The sequence below is a fragment of the Roseospira goensis genome (assembly GCF_014197795.1).
Taxonomy (GTDB): domain Bacteria; phylum Pseudomonadota; class Alphaproteobacteria; order Rhodospirillales; family Rhodospirillaceae; genus Rhodospira; species Rhodospira goensis.
In genome coordinates this window covers 69701-89650 of sequence record NZ_JACIGI010000014.1, presented here as the reverse complement: position 1 = coordinate 89650, position 19950 = coordinate 69701, and the positions used below count along the sequence as shown (strand labels likewise).

The 19950-nt window shown below is 71.6% G+C and carries 14 protein-coding genes; 4 read left to right on the top strand and 10 right to left on the bottom strand.

What is annotated here, in order from left to right; genetic code table 11:
* Position 1: 1 nt before the first annotated feature.
* Complete coding sequence (locus GGD88_RS09940; protein ID WP_184434939.1) at positions 2 to 226, bottom strand: hypothetical protein; 225 nt, start codon at positions 224 to 226, stop codon at positions 2 to 4.
* A 165-nt stretch (positions 227 to 391) separates the two neighbouring features.
* On the opposite strand from GGD88_RS09940, the gene GGD88_RS09935 reads away from it, so the two are divergent.
* Both GGD88_RS09935 and meaB read left to right on the top strand, forming a co-directional pair.
* On the top strand, positions 392 to 1348 hold the full coding sequence (locus GGD88_RS09935; RefSeq protein WP_184434936.1) for a GGDEF domain-containing protein: 957 nt from the start codon (positions 392 to 394) through the stop codon (positions 1346 to 1348).
* 193 nt (positions 1349 to 1541) lie between these two features.
* A complete protein-coding gene (meaB, locus tag GGD88_RS09930; protein ID WP_184434933.1) occupies positions 1542 to 2537 on the top strand; it encodes a methylmalonyl Co-A mutase-associated GTPase MeaB in 996 nt (331 codons plus the stop codon).
* 49 nt (positions 2538 to 2586) lie between these two features.
* On the opposite strand, the gene GGD88_RS09925 is transcribed toward meaB, so the two are convergent.
* The 4 genes from GGD88_RS09925 to GGD88_RS09910 form a co-directional block, all read right to left on the bottom strand.
* A complete protein-coding gene (locus tag GGD88_RS09925; protein WP_184434930.1) occupies positions 2587 to 3153 on the bottom strand; it encodes a DUF3035 domain-containing protein in 567 nt (188 codons plus the stop codon).
* A 21-nt stretch (positions 3154 to 3174) separates the two neighbouring features.
* Entirely contained in the window at positions 3175 to 3708 is a 534-nt protein-coding gene (lspA, locus tag GGD88_RS09920) for a signal peptidase II (RefSeq protein ID WP_184434927.1), read from the bottom strand.
* Between the two features lie 6 nt (positions 3709 to 3714).
* Positions 3715 to 6540: an isoleucine--tRNA ligase gene (ileS, locus tag GGD88_RS09915; protein WP_184434924.1), complete on the bottom strand. Its 2826-nt coding sequence runs from the start codon at positions 6538 to 6540 to the stop codon at positions 3715 to 3717.
* A gap of 112 nt (positions 6541 to 6652) precedes the next feature.
* Positions 6653 to 7621 carry a bifunctional riboflavin kinase/FAD synthetase gene (locus tag GGD88_RS09910; RefSeq protein ID WP_184434921.1) on the bottom strand — a complete coding sequence of 323 codons (969 nt, stop codon included), beginning with the start codon at positions 7619 to 7621 and terminating at the stop codon, positions 6653 to 6655.
* A 394-nt stretch (positions 7622 to 8015) separates the two neighbouring features.
* Between GGD88_RS09910 and GGD88_RS09905 the strand changes: the two genes are divergently transcribed.
* Positions 8016 to 8873 carry a DUF58 domain-containing protein gene (locus tag GGD88_RS09905; RefSeq protein WP_343056331.1) on the top strand — a complete coding sequence of 286 codons (858 nt, stop codon included), beginning with the start codon at positions 8016 to 8018 and terminating at the stop codon, positions 8871 to 8873.
* A 61-nt stretch (positions 8874 to 8934) separates the two neighbouring features.
* Entirely contained in the window at positions 8935 to 11703 is a 2769-nt protein-coding gene (locus tag GGD88_RS09900) for a DUF4159 domain-containing protein (RefSeq protein ID WP_184434915.1), read from the top strand.
* 71 nt (positions 11704 to 11774) lie between these two features.
* On the opposite strand, the gene GGD88_RS09895 is transcribed toward GGD88_RS09900, so the two are convergent.
* From GGD88_RS09895 to GGD88_RS09875, 5 genes are all read right to left on the bottom strand, one after another.
* Positions 11775 to 14222, bottom strand: coding sequence for a GcvT family protein (locus tag GGD88_RS09895; protein ID WP_184434910.1), 2448 nt, complete (start codon positions 14220 to 14222; stop codon positions 11775 to 11777).
* A gap of 147 nt (positions 14223 to 14369) precedes the next feature.
* Positions 14370 to 15065 (bottom strand): sarcosine oxidase subunit gamma, encoded by a 696-nt coding sequence (locus GGD88_RS09890; protein WP_184434907.1) that lies wholly within the window; start codon positions 15063 to 15065, stop codon positions 14370 to 14372.
* Positions 15031 to 18114, bottom strand: coding sequence for a sarcosine oxidase subunit alpha family protein (locus tag GGD88_RS09885; protein ID WP_184434904.1), 3084 nt, complete (start codon positions 18112 to 18114; stop codon positions 15031 to 15033). Before GGD88_RS09885 ends, GGD88_RS09890 begins: the two co-directional genes overlap by 35 nt.
* Positions 18111 to 18413, bottom strand: coding sequence for a sarcosine oxidase subunit delta (locus GGD88_RS09880; RefSeq protein WP_184434901.1), 303 nt, complete (start codon positions 18411 to 18413; stop codon positions 18111 to 18113). Before GGD88_RS09880 ends, GGD88_RS09885 begins: the two co-directional genes overlap by 4 nt.
* A 43-nt stretch (positions 18414 to 18456) precedes the next feature.
* Positions 18457 to 19710 carry a sarcosine oxidase subunit beta family protein gene (locus tag GGD88_RS09875; RefSeq protein WP_184434898.1) on the bottom strand — a complete coding sequence of 418 codons (1254 nt, stop codon included), beginning with the start codon at positions 19708 to 19710 and terminating at the stop codon, positions 18457 to 18459.
* Positions 19711 to 19950: the final 240 nt, after the last annotated feature.

Below are 19950 nucleotides of genomic sequence, written 5' to 3'. Positions count from 1 at the left end.
CTTATTCGTCGGAGCGGATGGCACTCAGGTCGATCAGGTAGCAGGCCGACCCAATGCCTTCCCCGGTCTGGGAAATCGAGGCGAGAATCGCGCCGCGGTCGATCAACTGCGTGACTTCGGCGCGCAGGTCATCCGGAACCGTTTGTTTTTGCCACGTTTCCATGGGGACATAGTACAACTCCGCGCCCCATTTGATGGTGATCCCATGCTCGTACTTCTTACTCATGAATCAATCCCCGGTCCGCAGTAAATGGAGCCAACAGCTTATCAGACGCCCGACTGAACCGTGAAGAATTTTCCCTTAAAACCATGGGACGATTTTCTTCAAAATGCAGGCATGGCATGATAGCCTCGTTCGTTCGTCAGCCAGAGACGATTTCATGACCGTACAATGGGTTGGGCCTCTCGCGTGGTCTCCTCGGACGACGATACAACCAGCGACCTGACGGTTCACCTTGAATACGACAAGTCAGGTCCGGTCACCAAGGGCGGCGTGCTGCCGTCCCTCGTGGCGTTGACCGGGCACGATGCCGGGCGCATCTACGTGCTCGACAGCTACGAAACGCTGCTCGGGCGCGCTGATGAGTGCGATATCCAGGTCCTGGAGGCCACGGTCAGCCGCCGGCACGCGCGCCTCATCTCCACCGCGGACGGCGTCGAGGCCTTTGACCTGCGCTCCAGCAACGGCCTGACCGTCAACGGCGACCGTGTCGACCGGCGCGTCCTCCACGACCAGGACGTGATCGGCCTTGGCGGCAGCGTCTCGTTCAAGTTCGCCTACGTCACCGAATCGGAGCAGCACTACCAGAACCGCCTGTTCGACAACGCCGCACACGATCCGCTCACCCGCCTCTACAACAAAAGATACTTTCTTGGCGTACTGGAGCAACGCCTGGCCGCGGCCCGCAAGCGACTCGACCGTCTGGCGCTGCTGATGGTCGATCTCGATCACTTCAAGGTCATCAACGACACCCACGGCCACCCCTTCGGCGACGAGGCCCTGTGCCACGTCTCCACCCTGTTGCGCCACGAGATCCGGGACAAGGACATCGCCGGCCGCTATGGCGGCGAGGAGTTCGTCATGGTGGTGACCGACGTGGATGCGGAGGGCGCGGTGCGGATCGCGGAACGGGTACGACAGGCGATCGAGAGCAACCCGCTGACATCCAAGGGCGAGCCCGTGCCGCTGACGGTGTCGATCGGTCTGGCGCTGGCGTCCGAGGTGAACGGGGTGGCCGAACGTTTCATCGCCCTCGCCGACGAGCGTCTGTACACGGCCAAGAGGAACGGCCGCAACCAGGTCTGCTCCGGCGCCGACACCGATCCCCGCCTGACCATGCAGTCGTAGGGCGGCCCATCACCGGAACCGGACTCTGTGTGTGCGCGGGGACCCGGTTTCGGGCGCGACGCAGCCCCCGGTGTCTGCGCCCTGTGGGACTTGCACCCCGGCGGCGAAGTGTATTGAGTAGGGCGCTCCGCGTCGGCCCCGGCCCCGGCCGTTTCCCGACCGCCATCCTCCATTCCCGCAGGGTTCCCGCCTCATGCCCCGCTCCGACCTGACCGTCGAGGACTACGTCACCGGCGTGCGCTCCGGCGACCGCGCCGCCCTGGGCCGCGCCATCACGCTGGTGGAGAGTCGCAACCGCCGCCATCAGGACATGGCCCAGGCGATGCTGCTGGAGCTGATCCCGCACGCCGGCAAGGCGCACCGGGTCGGCATCACCGGCGTGCCCGGCGTCGGCAAGTCCACGTTCATCGAATCCCTGGGCCGCATGCTGACCGCCAAGGGCCACCGGGTGGCGGTGCTGGCGGTGGATCCGTCCTCGACCCGCTCCGGCGGCTCCATCCTGGGCGACAAGACCCGCATGGAGACGCTGGCGACCGATCCCAACGCCTTCATCCGGCCGTCACCCTCGGGCGGGCGGCTGGGCGGCGTCAACCGGGCCACGCGCGAGACCATGGTGGTGTGCGAGGCCGCCGGCTTCGACGTCATCCTGGTGGAAACCGTGGGCGCCGGCCAGAACGAGACCGTGGTCGCCGACATGGTGGACTTCTTCCTGGTGCTGATGCTGGCCGGCGCCGGCGACGAGTTGCAGGGCATCAAGAAGGGCGTGCTGGAACTGGCCGACCTCATCGCCGTCAACAAGGTGGACAACCTGGGCGTCCAGGCCGCCCACCAGGCCGTGCACCAGTACAAGAACGCGGTCCACATCCTCCAGCCGCCCAGCCCGCACTGGGCGGTGCCGGTCATCACCTGCTCGGGCCTGTCCGGCAAGGGGCTGGACACGCTGTGGGAGAAGGTGGAGGCGCACTGGGAAACCCTGTCCGCCCACGGCGAGATCGAGGAGAAGCGCCGCCGCCAGCGCGTGAACTGGATGTGGTCGATGGTCGAGGACCGGCTGCTGGACGCGGTGCGCGCCCATCCCGAGGTGCGCGAGCGGCTGCCCGACCTGCTCAAGGGCGTCGACGACGGTTCACTGACCGTCACCCTGGCGGCGACGGAGATCCTGGAGAGCTTCGGGGTGAAGGCGGAGTAGGGCCGACCGCGCAGCCGGACGGCGGGTGCACCGCCGTCCGTTGCGAGGCTCAGAAAAGCCCCTCCAGAATCCCGCGCTCGCGGCGCTCGATCGACGGCGAGGCGCCGGTGGTGGGCGGGCGGCCCAGCGCCCGGTTCTCGCGCAGGCGGCGGCTCTCGGCGGCGGCGTCGACCTCGGTGCCGAAGCTCTCCGGCTCGCGCCAGAACAGCAGAACGTCGGCGAAGCCCTCGCTCTCCGCCGCCAGCGCGCTGGTCTCCTCGTCCACCACCGTGCGGATATCCGGGATCGCCTCGTCGGTGCGCGCCTTCTCCAGCAGCGCACGCTCGCCCGCGCTCACCCCCTCGGGCAGCGGCCGGCGGCGCGCGGTGGACTCGGCCGGCGCGCCGGTGATGACCCGCCGGGCCTGGTCGCGCACCGTCCCCTCCTGCGGGCGCGGCGCGCCGGGGCGCGGCGGGCGCAGGTTGTATTCCGGGGGCAGGCTGAGGGGGGCGCGCGTCACCACCGCGAACTCGTCGGGGGGCTCCTTCTCCAGCCCCAGCGCGCGCTTCGGGTTCTCGCAGCCGGTCAAGCCGGCCAGCAGGCCCGCCGCAACCACACCGGCGATCCAGGCTCGCATGTCGGCGCTCCAGCGATTTCGTCAGCTCTTGAAAGTCTTAGGCGATTTCCGACCGCCGAACAAGGCGTCCCACACCAGCAACGCGGCGCCCACGGAGATGGCCGCGTCCGCGACGTTGAAGGCGGGCCAGTGGTAGCCGGCCCAGTGCACATCCAGGAAGTCCATCACCGCACCATACAGCGCGCGGTCGATGGCGTTGCCCAGCGCGCCGCCGATCACCAGCCCGAGGGCCACCACCAGGAGCCGGCTGTCGGCGCGGCGCAGCCACCAGGCCAGCAGCGCCGACACCGCCAGCGCAAGGCCGGTCAGCAGCACCGGCGTCCAGGGCGAGCCGGAGGCGAACAGGCCGAAGCTCACCCCCCGGTTCCACACCGTGACGATGTTGAAGAACCCCGTCACCGGCAGACCGCCGAACGGCGGTTGCAGCCCGACGAACACCGCGTACTTGGTGATCTGGTCGAGCACCAGCACCACCACGGCCAGCCCCAGCCCGTTGCGCAAGGGGTGTCGGGGCGCGCCGGTGTCGGTGTCGGTGTCGGTGTCGGATCGGGCCATCGCGGCTCAGTCCGCGGCCACGGGCAGCGCCGCCACCACGGCGTCGCAGCGGTCACACAGGCCGGGGTGAGCGTGGCTGCCCACGTCGGGCCGGACCTTCCAGCAGCGTTGGCACTTCTCGCCGTCGGCCCGATCGACCACCACCGCGACCTCCGCCTCGCCCTCCAGCCGGAAGGCGTCGGCCGGCGCCGGCTCGGTCGCGGTCAGCGTGATGTCCGAGGTGATGCACAAGGCGGCGAGGTCCAGCCCTTCGCACGCGGCCACCACGTCGGCCGGCGCATAGACCACCGGATGCGCCTGCAGGCTGGCGCCGATGCGCTTGGCGGCGCGGGCCTGCTCCAGCGCGCCGGTCACGGCCCGGCGCAGGCGCCGCACCTTGGCCCACTTCTCCGCCAGGACGTCGTCGCGCCAGGCGGCCGGGACGTCCGGGAACAGCCGGTCATGGACGGTCGCGTCGTCCCCGGGATGACGGGCCAGCCACGCCTCGTCGGCGGTGAAGCAGATGAACGGCGCCAGCCACCGCACCAGGTGATCGAACAGCAGGTCCAGCACGGTCCGCGCGGCGCGGCGGCGCGCATCGTCGGGGGCATCGCAGTACAGGCTGTCCTTGCGGATGTCGAAGTAGAAGGCCGACAGGTCGTTGGCGCAGAAGTGGTGCAGCTCCTGGAACAGGGTGTGGAAGTCGAAATCGTGGATACAGCGCCGCGCCAGCGCGTCCAGCTCGGTCAAGCGGTGCAGCACCCAGCGCTCCAGCTCCGGCATCTCCGCGACCGGCAGCCGCTCGGCCGCGTCGAACCCGTGCAGGTTGCCGAGCATGTAGCGCAGCGTGTTGCGCAGCCGGCGGTAGCTGTCGCCCACCTGCTTGAGGATCGAGCGGCCGAAGCGCAGGTCGTTGGAATAGTCGGCCGAAACCACCCACAGGCGCAGGATATCGGCACCCATGTCCTCCCAGACGTCCTTGGGCGAGATCACGTTGCCCTTGGACTTGGACATTTTGTCCTCGCCCTTCTCGTCCAGGATGAAGCCATGGGTCAACACGGCCTCGTACGGCGGGCGGCCGCGCGTGCCGCAGCTCACCAGCAGCGAGGAATGGAACCAGCCACGATGCTGGTCCGACCCTTCCAGGTACAGCGACGCCGGCCATTTGAGATCGTCGCGCTTTTCCAGCACGAAGGTATGGGTGGCGCCGCTGTCGAACCAGACTTCGACGATGTCGGTGATCTGGTCGTACTCCTCCGGATTGTGGTCGTTGCCCAGGAAGCGCGCCTTGGCGTCGTCGCGGAACCAGCAGTCGGAGCCCTCGACCTCGAAGGCGTCGGCGATCCGGTCCAGAACCGTCTGGTCGCGCAGCGGCTCGCCCGACTGCCTGTGCACGAAGATGGGCATCGGCACGCCCCACGCGCGCTGGCGCGAGACGCACCAGTCCGGCCGGCTCTCGATCATCGAGCGGATGCGGTTGCGGCCCGAGGCGGGCACCCAGCGGGTGGCGTCGATGCCCGCCAGCGCCTTCTTGCGCAGGTCGTTCGTCTCCATGGAGATGAACCACTGCGGCGTGTTGCGGAAGATCAGCGGCGCCTTGGAGCGCCAGGAGTGCGGATAGCTGTGCACCAGCGTGCCGTGGGCCAGCAGGGCGCCGACGTCCCTCATGGCGTCCAGTACCGCCGGGGCCACCTTGAACACGTGCTGCCCGGCGAACAGCGGCACGTGTTCGAAATAGGTGCCGTCGCCATCGACGGTGGCCGGCACCGCGATGCCGTGGGCCATGCCGAGCCAGTAATCGTCCTCGCCGTGACCCGGCGCGATATGGACGAAGCCGGTGCCCTGGTCGGTGGTGACGAAATCACCCGGCAGCAGCGGCACCGGGAAGTCGTAGCCGCGGTCATGCCAGGGGTGATGACACACCGTGCCGGCCAGATCGGCGCCCGAGACCGTGGCGGCGACCTCGTGCCCGGTGATGCCGGCGTCGGCGCACACCTGCTCCACCAGATCGCGCGCCACCGCGAACCGCTCGCCCGGCACCGCAAGGCTGCCCTCCGCGACCTCGGTCACCCGCACCACGGCATAGGTGACGTCGTCGCCATAGGCGATGGCGCGGTTGCCCGGCATGGTCCAGGGCGTGGTGGTCCAGATGACGACGGCGGCATTCTCCAGCGCCGGCACCGTCGTGCGGTGCACCGGAAAGCGCACCCAGATCGTGGTGGAGGTGTGGTCGGCGTATTCCACCTCGGCGTCGGCCAGCGCGGTTTTCTCCACCACCGACCACATCACCGGCTTGGCGCCGCGATACAGGCTGCCGTTCATCAGGAACGTGCCCAATTCGCGGGCGATCTGGGCCTCGGCGGCGAAGGCCATGGTGGTGTAGGGGTGGTCCCAGTCGCCGATGACGCCGAGACGCTTGAACTCCTCGCGCTGGACGTCGATCCACTTTTCCGCGAATTCACGACATTCCTTGCGGAACGCGATGGGATCGACGCTGTCCTTGTCCTGGCCGCGCTTGCGGTAGCCCTCCTCGATCTTCCATTCGATCGGCAGGCCGTGGCAGTCCCAGCCGGGCACGTAGTTGGCGTCCTTGCCCAGCATCTGGTGGGCGCGCACGATGACGTCCTTGAGGATCTTGTTGAGCGCGTGCCCCATGTGCAGGTGACCATTGGCATAGGGCGGACCGTCATGCAGCACGAACTTCTCGCGCCCCTTGGACTGCTCCCGCAGACGGCGGTACAGGTCCATGCGCTGCCAGCGCGCCAGAATCTCCGGCTCCTTCTTCGCCAGGCCGGCCTTCATCGGAAAGTCGGTGCGGGGCAGGAAGACGGTCGATTTGTAGTCCACGCTCATGGCTCAGGCCTTGGCTGCTTATGCACTGATCCAGACAAGAGATTCATTCGCTATTCTTTTGTCTGGATCGAAAGTGCACCAAAAACAATATTCTGTGCAGCGACGCTTACATTCAAGGGGGAGCCCCTTGAATGCGTCGCTGCACGAGCAGGCGGCGCGCCGCGTCGGCGTCGGCCGCGATCTGGGCCTTGAGGGCATCAAGGCCGTCGAATTTGCGTTCCGGTCGCAGGTGGGCGACCATGCGCACCCGCAGATGCTGGTGGTACAGGTCCCCGTCGAACTCGAACAGGTGAACCTCCAGCAGCGGCGCGCTGTTGTCGAAGGTGGGGCGGCGCCCGTAGTTCGCCACCCCGTCGTGCCACACGGTGTCGGGACCGCAGTCGACGCCGGCCTGCACGGCATAGACACCGACCGCCGGCGCGACGTAATCGTGCAGGCGCAGGTTCGCGGTCGGGAAGCCGATGGTGCGCCCGCGCGCGTCGCCGTGCTCCACCCGGCCTTCCACCTCCCACAGATGGCCGAGCACGGCCGCCGCCTCGTCCATGCGCCCGGCCCTGATGGCCTCGCGCGCCCGGGTGGAGGACAAGAGCCGGCCGTCACCGTCCAGCACCGGCGGCACCGTGGTCACCGCGAACCCCAGGTCGGCGGCCATGGCCCGCATCAGGGCGGCGTTGCCGCGCCGTTTGTGCCCGAAGGCGTAGTCCTCGCCGATCACCACGTGGCGCACGCCCAGGCCGGCGATCAGCACGGTCTCGACGAACCATTCCGGCGCATGCGACGAGAAATCCCGGTCGAAGTGCTGCACGTACAGGAAATCGGCCCCCAGGGCCTCGATTCGATGGGCCTTGGTGCGCAGACTGGACAGTGCGAACGGCGGCGCCTCGGCCTGGAACAGGCGGCGGGGGTGGGGATCGAAGGTCATCACGCCGAACGGGGCCTCCGGCCCCAGGGCCGTGGCGGCCCGGGCGGCGGTCTCGATCACCGCCTGATGGCCGCGGTGCACGCCGTCGAAGTTGCCCAGCGCCACCGCGCCGCCGCGACACGCGGGCGGAAGTTCCTCGTAGTGGCGCACGATGCGCATGATGCGTCGGGGCTCCCTCGGGGGCCGGCTGTGGGGGGCGGACGGAATGGAGCCCATGCGTAGGCGATCCCGCGCGGGCGCGCAAGGGCACAGTCGCGCCGGCACCGGGCCGCTCCCGGACCGGCGCGACGCCCGGGTGGGGCTCGTCACGGCCCCGGTACGGCCCTACATCGTCAAGAACAATGGGGCGTCGGCCATTCAGGGGCCTGGGCCAGCATGGACGCGCCGTCCGGACGGGAGGTCGCACGATGGGTCACACGATGGGTCTGACGATAGGTCACACGATAGGTCACACGATGGGTCAGGTGGCATGGGGCTGTTGAGGCGGGGCCGGTCGCGCCGGGCCGGACCCCCCGACGACGCCGCGGGGGTGTTGGCGCACCGGAGCGAACGCGTGGCCGGCGCGCTGCCGCCGCTGCTGGTGGAGGCCGAGCGGGTGGCGGCCACGGTGGCCCAGGGCCTGCACGGCCGCCGCCGCGCCGGCACCGGCGAGACCTTCTGGCAGTACCGCCGCTACGAACCCGGCGACCGGCCGCAGGCCATCGACTGGCGCCGCAGCGCCCGCGCCGATCCGGTGTTCGTGCGCGAACTGGAGTGGGAGGCGGCGCAGACGGTGTGGATCTGGTCGGATGCCTCCGGCTCCATGGACTACGCCAGCGACCGCGCCCTGCCCCGCAAGGCCGACCGCGCCGCCCTGCTGGCGATGGCGCTGGCGGTGATCCTGGACCGCGGCGGCGAACGCGTGGCCCTGCTGGACGCCGACCCGCACCGGGCGCAGCCGCCCGGCGGTGGCCGGCTGGCGCTGCGCCGGCTGGCCGACGCCTTGGAGCGCCCGCCGGCCGCCACCGGCTATCCGCCGGGTGCCTCGATGCCGCGCTATGGTCATGTGGTGCTGATCGGCGACTTCCTGGCGCCGCTCGACGAGACCGCGGCGGTGGTGCGCGGCCTGGTGGGACGGGCCGCGACGGGGGCCCTGGTGCAGGTCATGGATCCGGTCGAGGAGGCGTTCCCGTTCCAGGGCCGTGTCCGCTTCGAGGGCCTGGAGGCCGAGGGCACCCTGCTGCTCGACCGGGCCGAGGACCTGCGCGACGCCTACCGGCAGCGCCTGCACGATCACCGCGCCGGGCTGGAGGCCCTGGCCCGCTCCGCCGACTGGCGGCTGCTGACGCATCACACCGACCAGCCGCCGACCCCGACCCTGATGGCCCTCTATCAGGTGCTGTCGGGCGGGCGCGTGCCCCGGGCGTGGTAGGCGCCGTGGGGCCGTCGAGACCGAAGGACGCCGTGACGGGACCGAACGGGAGAGCCGCCGCATGCTGAGTCTGGGTCCGCTGGCGCTGACCGCGCCCTGGGTGCTGCTGGCCGCCGCCGCGCTGCCGGTGCTGTGGTGGCTGATGCGGGCGACGCCGCCGGCCCCGCGCCGGCTCGGCTTCCCCGCGATCCAGCTCCTGTTCGGGCTGCGTGCCGAACAGCACGCCTCGGTGCACACCCCCTGGTGGCTGATCCTGCTGCGGCTGGTGATCGCCGCGCTCGTGATCCTGGGGCTGGCCGGCCCGCTGCTCTACCCCGACGCCACCGGCCGGGGCGAGGGACCGCTGGTGCTGGTGGTGGACGACACCTGGGCGGCGGCGCCCACCTGGGACGATCGCCGCGCCGTCCTGCTCGACCTCGCCGACCGCCTGGAGCGCGAGGGTCGGCCGGTGCTGCTGCTGCCGACGGCGGCGCCGGCGCCCGATGCGGTCGCGCGCGCACCCGAGCCGATGGTGGCGACGGAGGCCGCCACCGCGTTGCGGGCGCTCGGGCCCAAGCCCTGGGGCAAGGACCTGACGGCCGCGCTGGCCCGCCTGGAGCCCGCGCTGCCGGAGCGCGGCGGCGCCCTGTGGATGCACGACGGCCTCGATGCCCCCGGCACCCGGGCGCTGACGGAGCGGTTGCAGGCCCTGGGCCGGCTGGAGGTGCGGCGCGCCGGGCCGGGCCGGAGCCCCCTGATCCTGCGCCCGCCCGCCCCCGGCGCGGCGACGCCAACGGTGACGGTGGAGCGGCCGGCCGGCGACCCGCTGCCCGAACGGGCACTGACCGTGCGGGCGCTGGACGCCGAGGGCCGCGTCGCCCTGGCGGTCGCCGCCGCGCTGCCGGCCGGCGCGGCCGCCACCGAGGTGCCCCTGGAGGTGCCGGCGGAACTGGCGGCCGACCTGCGCCGGCTCGATATCGCCGACCACGCCGGCGCGGGCGCGGTGGCCCTGCTGGGGGATGGCTGGCGCCGGCGCCCGGTCGGGCTGGTCAGCGAGGCGCCGGCCGGGCGCGCGCCGGTGCCGCTGCTCGATGAGGCCCACTACATCCGCCAGGCCCTGGCCCCGGTCGCGGACCTGCGCGAGGGCCCCCCGGGCGCCCTGCTGCAACGCGAGCTGTCGGTGCTGCTGATGACCGACGGCGCCCGCCCGGACGCCGACGCCGTGGCCGCGCTGGTGGACTGGGTGCGGCGCGGCGGCACCCTGGTGCGGTTCGCGGGACCGCGCCTGGAGCCGCTGGACCCCGCCCTTCTGCCGGTCCGCCTGCGCCCGGGCGAGCGCGCCATGGGCGGGGCGCTGTCCTGGACCGCCCCGGGGACCCTGGCGCCGTTCCCGGCCGACGGCCCGTTCGCCGGTCTCGCTCCGCCGGCCGACGTGGCGGTGGCGCGCCAGGTGCTCGCGGAACCGTCACCCGACCTGGCGGCGCGCACCTGGGCGCGGCTGGCGGACGGCACGCCGCTGGTGACGGGGGCGCCGCTGGAGCGCGGGCGGGTGGTGCTGGTCCATGTCACCGCCGACCCGCGCTGGTCGTCGCTGGCGATGTCGGGCCTGTTCGTCGACATGCTGCGGCGCCTGATCGAGACCAGCCGCGGCGTCGATGGCGCCGCAGCCGCGACCGCCGAGGGCGGCGCGCTGGCGCCCCACCGGGTGCTGGACGGTGTCGGGCGGCTCGCCGACCCGCCGCCGGGCACGCGCCCGCTGCCGGCGGCGCTGGTGGCGGACCCGCGCGTCGACCCGGCGCATCCCCCGGGCCTCTACGGACCGGCCGGGCAGCGCCACGCCCATAATCTCGGTGCCGCCCTGGAGACGCCGCGCCTGCTCGGCCGGCTGCCGTCGGGGGTGGTGGACGCCCGCCTGGACACCGCGGTGGCCGAACGCGACCTCAAGCCCGTGCTGCTGACGGCGGCACTGGTGCTGGCGCTGGTCGATCTGGTGGTGGCCCTGGTCCTGCGCGGCCTGCTGGGCCGGCCGCCGGGGACCGGCACGCCCCGGGCGGCGCGGACGGCGGCCGCGTCGGGGGCGGTGCTGCTCGCGCTGGCGCTGGCGGCCCCCATCCCGGGCCTGGCCCAGACCCAGACCGGAACGGGGACGGGCGCGGGCGGCGAGACGAGCATGGACCCGCTCGCCCTGGCCGGCGCGCTGGAGACCCGGCTGGCCTGGGTGGAGACCGGCAACGGCGAGACCGACCGCGTCTCCGCGGCCGGCCTGCGCACGCTGACCACGGTGCTGGCGCGGCGCACCTCCGCCGAACTGGCGGAGCCGGTCGCGGTGGACGTGGCGCGCGATCCGCTGGCGGTGTTCCCGCTGCTGTACTGGCCGGTCACCCCGGGTCAGGCGCCGGTGGACAGGCGCGCCCGGGGGCGGGTCAACGACTATCTGCGCACGGGCGGCATGATCCTGCTCGACGTGCACCCGGGCGGCGACCCGGCGACCACGCTGGCCGGGGTCGATATCCCGCCGCTGGCGGCGCTGCCCGAGGACCACGTTCTGACCCGCAGCTTCTACCTGCTGGACCGTTTCCCGGGCCGGACCGACGGCCAGACGGTGTGGGTGGAGGCCGACCCCAGCACCCACGACGGGGTGGCGTCGGTGATCGTCGGGGGCCACGACTGGGCCGGCGCCTGGGCCACCGACGCCACCGGGCAGGCGCTGTTCGCCACCGTGCCCGGGGGCAACCGCCAGCGCGAGATGGCCTATCGGTTCGGCATCAACGTGGTGCTGTACGCCCTGACCGGGAACTACAAGGGCGACCAGGTGCACCTGCCGGCCATCATGGAGCGGCTGACCAACTGATGAGCCGGCGCCACGCGGCGGCGCCCGGCCCTTGTCCTGACTGGTCAGGACAAGGGCCGGCCAAGACACGATCAGTTCGGCGCCACCCCGCGCAGGCGCAGGTTGCCCGGGTCGTACGGGCTCTCCGGGATCACGGTGACGCGGTGCCGGGTGCCGAGGATGTCCATGGACAGCTCGGTGCCCTCCGCCGCCAGATCCGGGTGGACCATGCCCAGGGCCAGCGACTGCTCGACGCGGAAGCCGTAGTTGCCGCCGGTGGCCCGCCCGACCAGCGCCGCGCCGTCGTAGATCGGGTTGTTGCCCAGCGCATCGGCGTCGGTGACGTCGTGCACGGCCAGGGTCACGAAGCGGTTCCGGAACCCGGCGTCGCGCCAGCGCAGCAGGCCGTCGCGGCCGATGAAGTCGCCCTTGTCCGGCCTCAGGAAGCGATCCAGCCCGGAATCGTAGGCGGCGTACTCGATCGACATTTCGGTGCCCACCATGCGGTAGGACTTCTCCAGCCGCAGCGTGTCCATGGCGCGGATGCCGAACGGCTTCAGGCCCAGGTCGGCGCCGGCCGCCATCAGGGTGTCGAAGATGTGGTTCTGATATTCGATGGGATGGTGCAACTCCCAGCCCAGCTCGCCGACGAAGTTGACGCGCAGGGCCTTCACCGGCGCCATGCCGAGGACGATCTCCTGGCCCGACAGCCACGGGAAGGCCGCATTGGAGAAGTCCGCGTCGCTGACCCGCTCCAGCACCGTGCGCGCCTTCGGCCCGGCCAGGACCAGCACGCCCATGGCCCCGGTCAGGTTCTGCATCTGCACCGAGCCGTCGTCCGGCATGTGCCGGCGCAGCCAGTCATGGTCGAGCCGCTGCCAGGCGCCGGCGGACACCAGATAGAACAGGTCCGGCCCCTCGCGCTGGATGGTGAACTCGGAATGCACACCCCCGCGCGGCGTCAGGGCATGGCACAGCCCGACCCGGCCGGTCTTCTGCGGCAGCCGGTTGGCCACCAGCCGGTCCAGGAACGCCTCCGCCCCTGGGCCCGAAATCCGCGCCTTGGCGAACGCCGTCATGTCCAGCAGGCCCGCATTCTCCGCGACGTTGCGGGCCTCGGCGCCGACGTGGTCGAACCAGCGCGAACGGCGGAACGACCAGTGGTCCTCGCGCGGCACGCCCTCGGGCGCGAACCAGTTCGGGCGCTCCCAGCCGAACTTCTGGCCGAACACCGCACCCAGGTCCCGCATGCGCTCGTAACACGGCGCGGTGCGCAGGGGCCGGCCGGCCGGGCGTTCCTCGTCCGGGAAGTGCACCGTGAAGACGTTGGCGTAGGCCTCCTCGTTCTTGCGCCGCAGGTATCCCTTGGTGGCGTAGTCGCCGAAGCGGCGCGGATCGACGCCCAGCATGTCGATGCTCGGTTCGCCCTCGACGATCCATTCCGCGATCTGCCAGCCCGCCCCACCGGCCGCGGTGATGCCGAAGCTGTGACCCTCGTTGAGCCAGAAGTTCCTGAGGCCCCAGGCCGGGCCGATGATCGGGCTGCCGTCCGGGGTGTAGGCGATGGCGCCGTTGTAGACCTGCTTGACGCCGACCTCGCCGAACGCCGGCACGCGGAAGATGGCGCCCTCGATATGCGGTTCCAGGCGCTCCAGGTCGCCCTGGAACAGCTCCCATTCGGTGTCGGGACGCGGGTCGTCGACATAGCAGCAGGGCGCGCCCGTCTCGTACGGCCCCAGCAGCAGGCCGCCGTTCTCCTCGCGCATGTACCAGGCGTTATCGGAATCGCGCAAAACGCCCATCTCAGGCAGGCCCTGGTTGCGTCGGGCGACGATCTCCGGGTGCGGCTCGGTGACGATGAACTGGTGTTCGACCGGGATCACCGGCACGTCCAGCCCCACCATGCGGCCGGTCTGGCGGGCGAAGTTGCCGGTGCAGGCGACCACGTGTTCGCAGGTGATGGTCCCCTTGTCGGTCTCCACCACCCATTCGCCGTTCGGCTTCTGGGACAGCCCGGTGACGGTCGTGTTGCGGTGGATGGTCGCCCCGCGGGCGCGCGCGCCCTTGGCCAGCGCCTGGGTCAGGTCGGCCGGCTGGATGTAGCCGTCGGCCGGGTGCTGGATGGCGCCGATGAGCCCCTCGATGGTGCACAGGGGCCAGATGTCCTGGACCTGCTCAGGGGTCAGGAACCTGACCTCGACGCCGATGGTCTCGGCCACGCCGGCGTACTGGCGGTACTCGTCCATGCGGTCGCGGGTCTGGGCCAGGCGGATGTTGGAGACGTTGCGGAAGCCGACGTCCTGCCCGGTCTCCGCCTCAAGCGCCTGATAGAACTTGACCGAGTACTTGTGGATCTGACCCACCGAATAGCTCATGTTGAACAGGGGTAGCAGCCCGGCGGCGTGCCAAGTGGAGCCCGATGTCAGCTCCCGGCGCTCCAGCAGCACGACGTCCGACCAGCCCTTGGCGGCCAGGTGATACAGCGTGGACACGCCGACGACGCCGCCGCCGATGACCACAACGCGCGCTTGATCCTTCATCCGACCCTCCCTGGTGCGGCGCCCCCTATCGGTGGCGTGTCGGTGTGTCGTCCGGTTCTGGTTTTTGGTCTTGGGTCATCATCGGGGGTGCGCGGTCCGGGATGCGGGGCGCGGGCCCGTCGCCGCGCGCGCCCGCAGGCTCCCGGCTCAGAAATCCCCCGGCTCGGCGGCGATGCCGGTCATGGCGTCGAGCAGCCACGCCACCGTGTAGCGAGCGAACGAGTTGCGCACCCAGACCTCGATGGCGTCGGCCCGGTCCGGTCCGTCGTCGGTGAAGCGCAACAGCACCCGGGTGCGCGCAAGCAGGGTCTGGACGCAGGCGCCGGCGCCGATCGCGCGCGGATGCAGGTCCAGCGTGCAGCCCTTGGACAGCACCAGCCGCGCCCGCGGCCCCGTCAGCACCAGCGTCGTGTAGGTGTGCGAGGTGTCGGTGACCCCGAGCCAGCCATCGTTGGCGCGGGTCTCGCGGATCGCCGCTTCGAGCGCCGGGGCGGTGCCGTCGGGGGCCACCAGCAGCCACTCGTCCGGCCCCAGCCACAGCGCCAGCCGGCGACCGTCGGCGCTGGCGGTCCAGGTGTTGGGCGTGGTCGGCGGGGTGACCCCGTACAGGCGCCCGATCTCCGGCAGCAGGCCCTCGGTCGCGCGCAGGGTCAGGGCCGTGCGCGGCAGCGTCGAGGACAGCGTGACCAAGGGGCCGCTGGCCGCCGCCATCGCCCGTTCCAACGGGTAGAGCGGGCTTTCCCAGCGCCCGCCCGGTCCACCGGGGGCGCCGAATCCGGCGGTCGGACCGGCCGCCGGATCCGACGGTTCAAGCAGCGCGGCGGGCAGCGTCGGGGTGTCCATCACGGCGCGCTCCTTCCTTGTCGTACATCACGGGATCGCAAATCACGGCCGGGCGCTCGCCGTCGGGCAGCGCCACCGACACGGTGTCGCCGATCCGCGCCCGCCCGCCGGCCACCAGCGCCAGCGCAAAGCCGCTGTCCAGCGCCGGACTCCAGTAGCTGGAGGTGATGAACCCCAGCATGGGGACCGGCGGCGGCCGCCGCGCCGCCCCCGGCTCCACGATCTGACTGCCCTCCGGGAACACCTGACGACTGTCCTTGGGGCGCCGGTCCTTGGGCCGCAGGCCGACCAATTGCCTGCGGTCGGGCCGCAGCATGTCCGGCCGGCTCAGCGAGCGTTTGCCGATGAAGTCCGGCTTGGTCTTCGAGACCAGCCAGTCCAGCCCCAGGTCGCCCGGGGTCTGGGTGCCGTCGGTCTCCTGGCCGACGATGATGAAGCCCTTCTCGGCGCGCAGCACGTGCATGGTCTCGGTGCCGTAGGGTGTGACCCCCAGGTCAACCCCGACCCGCAGGATGGCGTCCCACAACGCCCCGCCCTGGTGCCAGGGGACGTTGATCTCGTACTGCAACTCGCCGGTGAAGCTGATCCGGAAGACGCGGGCGTGCAGCCCCGCGACCACCGCCAGGCGCCAGCTCAGGAAGGGGAAGGCGGCCGGCGACAGGTCCTGACCCGACGCGAGGCGCGCCATCAGGACCCCCGCCCGCGGCCCGGCGAGGCCCACGGTGGCCCACTGCTCGGTGACCGAGGTCAGGCGCACCCGCAGGTCCGGCCATTCGGTCTGGAGATACGCCTCCAGGTGATCCATCACGGCCGCCGCGTTGCCGGTCGTGGTGGTCATCAGGTAGCGGTCCTGGTCGATCCGCGCGGTGGTGCCGTCGTCGAACACCATGCCGTCCTCGCGGCACATGACGCCGTAGCGCACCCGGCCGATCGCCAGCTTTTTCCAGGCGTTGGTGTAGACCCGGTTCAGGAATTCGGCGGCGTCCGGTCCCTGGATGTCGATCTTGCCCAGGGTGGACGCGTCCAGCACGCCGACCGCCTCGCGCACCGCCCGGCACTCGCGGGCCACGGCGGCGGCCATGTCCTCGCCGGCGTGGGGGTAGTACCACGGCCGCTTCCACTGGCCGACGTCCTCGAACTCCGCGCCCAGCGCCACGTGGCGGTCATGGATCGCGGTCAGCCGCGCCGGGTCCAGGTGGTCGCCGCGGTCGCGTCCGGCCATGGCGGCAAACGTCACCGGGGTGTAGGGCGGACGGAAGGTGGTGGTGCCGACCTGCGGGATCGGCCGGTTCAGGGTTTCCGACAGGATGCCCAAGGCATTGATGTTGGCGGTCTTGCCCTGGTCGGTGCCGAAGCCGGTCAGGGTGTAGCGCTTGACGTGCTCGACGCTCTCGAAGCCCTCGCGCGCGGCCTGGCGGATGTCGTGGGCGGTGGTGTCGGTCTGGAAGTCGACGAACGGCTTGCCCCAGGCGTGCTCCTGGCCCGCGGCCGGCCGTGCCCACCACAGCGGTGCGATGGTGCCGGGCTCGGGTGCCACCACCGCCGGCGCCGGCCGGGCCGGTCCGGGATCGAAGCCGGCCCGGCGGACGGCCTCGGCCCCGGCGGCCGCGCCCTCGGCCAGACACTCGGCGAGGGCGACGGTGCCGGCGCAGGCCCCCACGCACGCCTGATCCTGCACGGCCCGGTCGGGCACGAAGGCCACCCGGTCGTCGTCGTAGCGCAGCCGGCCGCCGGACTGACTGAACAGATGCACCACCGGCGACCACCCGCCGGAGACCAGCAGCAGGTCGCAGGCCACGGTGTCGAGGGCATGCGGCAGCGCACGGCCGGCGCCGTCCCGCTTGGTCACGCTCGCCCCGGTGACGCGCGCGGTACCGGTGGTGCCCCCGATGACGTAGCCGGTCATGATGCGCAGGCCCGCCGCCCGCGCCCGCGCCGGCAGCCCCGGCCCGGGCTCCAGTCGGGAATCCACGATCGCCCGCACCGAAGCCCCGGCGGCGTGCAGGTCCAGCGCCGCCTCGTAGGCGGCATCGTTGTTGGTGAACAGCACCACGTCGCGCCCCGGCAGCACCGCCCAGCGGTGCAGGTAGGCCTGCGCGGCGCCCGCCAGCATGATGCCGGGGCGGTCGTTGTCGCCGAACACCAGCGGCCGCTCGTGCGCGCCGGTCGCCAGCACCACCCGGGCGGCACGGATGTGCCACAGGCGCTGGCGCGGCCGCCCGGCCGGGGCCTGGTCCAGCGGCAGGTGATCGGTGACCCGCTCCAGCGCCACCAGGTAGTTGCGGTCGTAGTAGCCGGTCACGGTGGTGCGCGGCAGCAGGCGCACCGCCGGGCAGGCGCGCAGACGGGCCTCGACGGCGGCGACCCAGTCCGGGCCGGACCAGCCGTCGATGCGGCGGTCGCGGGCCAGCAGGCTGCCGCCCAGGCGCTCGTCCTGCTCGGCCAGGATGACGCGCGCGCCGGAGCATATCGCTGATTGGGCCGCCGCCAGCCCGGCCGGGCCGGCGCCGACGATCAGCACGTCGCAGTGCACATGGCGGTGGTCGTAGCGGTCCGGGTCCGGCTGCGTCGGCGCCTTGCCGAAGCCGGCGGCGCGGCGGATCAGCGGTTCGAAGCCGTGCTGCCACATCCATTGGGAGCCGTGCATCACCTTGTAGTAGAACCCGGCCCCCATGATGCGCTCGGCCGCCCCCAGGCCGGCGCCCAGGTCGCGCTCGACCGACGGCCAGACGTTGACGCTGTCCGCCTCCAGGCCGTCCACCAGCGGAACCTGGGTGGCCCGGCAGTTGGGGTCGGTGCGCGCCGGGTCCTGGCCGTGAAGCTGGACCAGGCCGCCCGGGTCCTCAGGCCCGGCGGCCAGGAGGCCACGCGGCCGGTGATACTTCATGGAGCGGCCCACCAGATGGACCCCGTTGGCGAGCAACGCGCTGGCCAGGGTGTCGCCCGGGTGGCCGTCCATCCAGTGGCCGTTGAAGCGGAAGCGCAGCCGCTTGCTGCGGTCGATCAGGCCGCCGTCGGGCCGGCGGCCGTCCTGGGTATGCTCGGTCATCGCGCGCCCTCCACCAGCGCCGGGTCGACCGCCGGAGCCGTCTCGCCCATGCGGTAGACCGCCAGCACCCGGTGGCTGACGGTATCGCGCAGCACGTTGAACCAACGCCGACAGCCGGCGGTGTGGCACCATCGTTCGGCGAACACTCCCTTGGGGTTATCGCGCAGGAATACGTAGGCGGCCCAGTCCGCATCCGACAGCGCCGCCGGATCGGCGGGCCGGACCACGTGGGCCTGGCCGCCGTAGTGGAACTCGGGTTCCTCGCGCGGCCCGCACCAGGGGCACTCGATCAGCAGCATGGATGGACCCTTTCGGTGGGCGGTCGACGGGTGGCGGTCCTGCCTAATGCGCCACGGCGGCGGCGCCGTGCTCGTCGATCAGCGCGCCGGTGGTGAACCGCTCCAGGGCGAACGGCGCCGCCACCGGATGGGGCTCGTCGCGGGCGATGGTGTGGGCGAACACGTAGCCGGAGCCCGGCGTTGCCTTGAACCCGCCGGTGCCCCAGCCGCCGTTGATGAACAGCCCCGGCACCGGCGTCTTGCCCAGGATCGGCGAGGCGTCGGGGCAGACGTCGACGATGCCGGCCCACGTGCGCATCATCCGCAGCCGCGCAAACACCGGGAACAGCTCGCACAAGGCCGCGGTCTGATGCTCCAGCACGTGGACACTGCCGCGCTGGGCGTAGGAGTTGTAGCCGTCGATGCCGGCGCCGATGACCAGTTCGCCCTTGTCGGACTGGCTGACGTAGACGTGGATCGCGCCCGACATGACGACGCAATCCAGCACCGGCTTGATCGGCTCCGAGACCAGCGCCTGCAACGGGTGCGACTGGATCGGCAGCCGGATGTCCGCCATCGCCGCCAGCACCGAGGTGTGCCCGGCGGCGACGATCCCCACCTTGCCGGCGCCGATGAAGCCCTGTGTGGTCTCCACGCCCGCGACACGGCCGTCGGGATCGCGGCGGATGCCGGTGACCTCGCAGGTCTGGATGATGTCGACCCCGCGCGCGTCGGCAGCGCGGGCATAGCCCCAGGCCACGGCGTCGTGCCGCGCGGTCCCGCCGCGCGGCTGCCAGGTCGAGCCCAGCACCGGGTAGCGCAGCGACGCCGACGTGTTGAGGGGTGGGCAGACCTTCTTGACCCCCTCCGGCTCCAGCCACACCGAGTCGATGCCGTTCAGACGGTTGGCCTCGGCGCGGCGGCGCCCGGCGCGCACGTCGCCCAGGCTGTGCGCCAGGTTCAGGACCCCGCGCTGGCTGAGCATGACGTTGTAGTTCAGGTCCTTGGACAGCCCTTCCCAGAGCTTCAACGACAGCTCGTAGAGCGCCGCACTCTCGTCCCACAAGTAGTTGGAGCGCACGATGGTGGTGTTGCGCCCGGTGTTGCCGCCGCCCAGCCACCCCTTCTCCAGCACCGCCACGTTGGCGATGCCGTGTTCCTTGGCGAGGTAGTAGGCGGTGGCGAGGCCATGGCCACCGCCGCCGACGATGACCACATCGTAGGCCGGACGCGGCGCCGGGCTGCGCCACTGGCGCGGCCAATCGGCGTGATGGGACAGCGCGTTGCGCGCCAGCGACCAGATCGAATACCGCGTCACGACGCCCTCCCCTCCGGTGGGTCGGCGGTCCGGCCCGAGGCCGCACATCCGAACGCCAGCAGAGCGTGAACCAACGCGACATGACTAGAACAGGTGGGACAGCCCTCTTGCATATTTGCGACATGGCGGACGGGGCCGTGTTGACTCCCGGCCCGCGCCCGGTGACCCTTTGAAATCACTTCATTGTGCCGCGGGCGTGCGGGCGCGGCCGGGGCACCGCTTGCCCCATCGCCATGACGC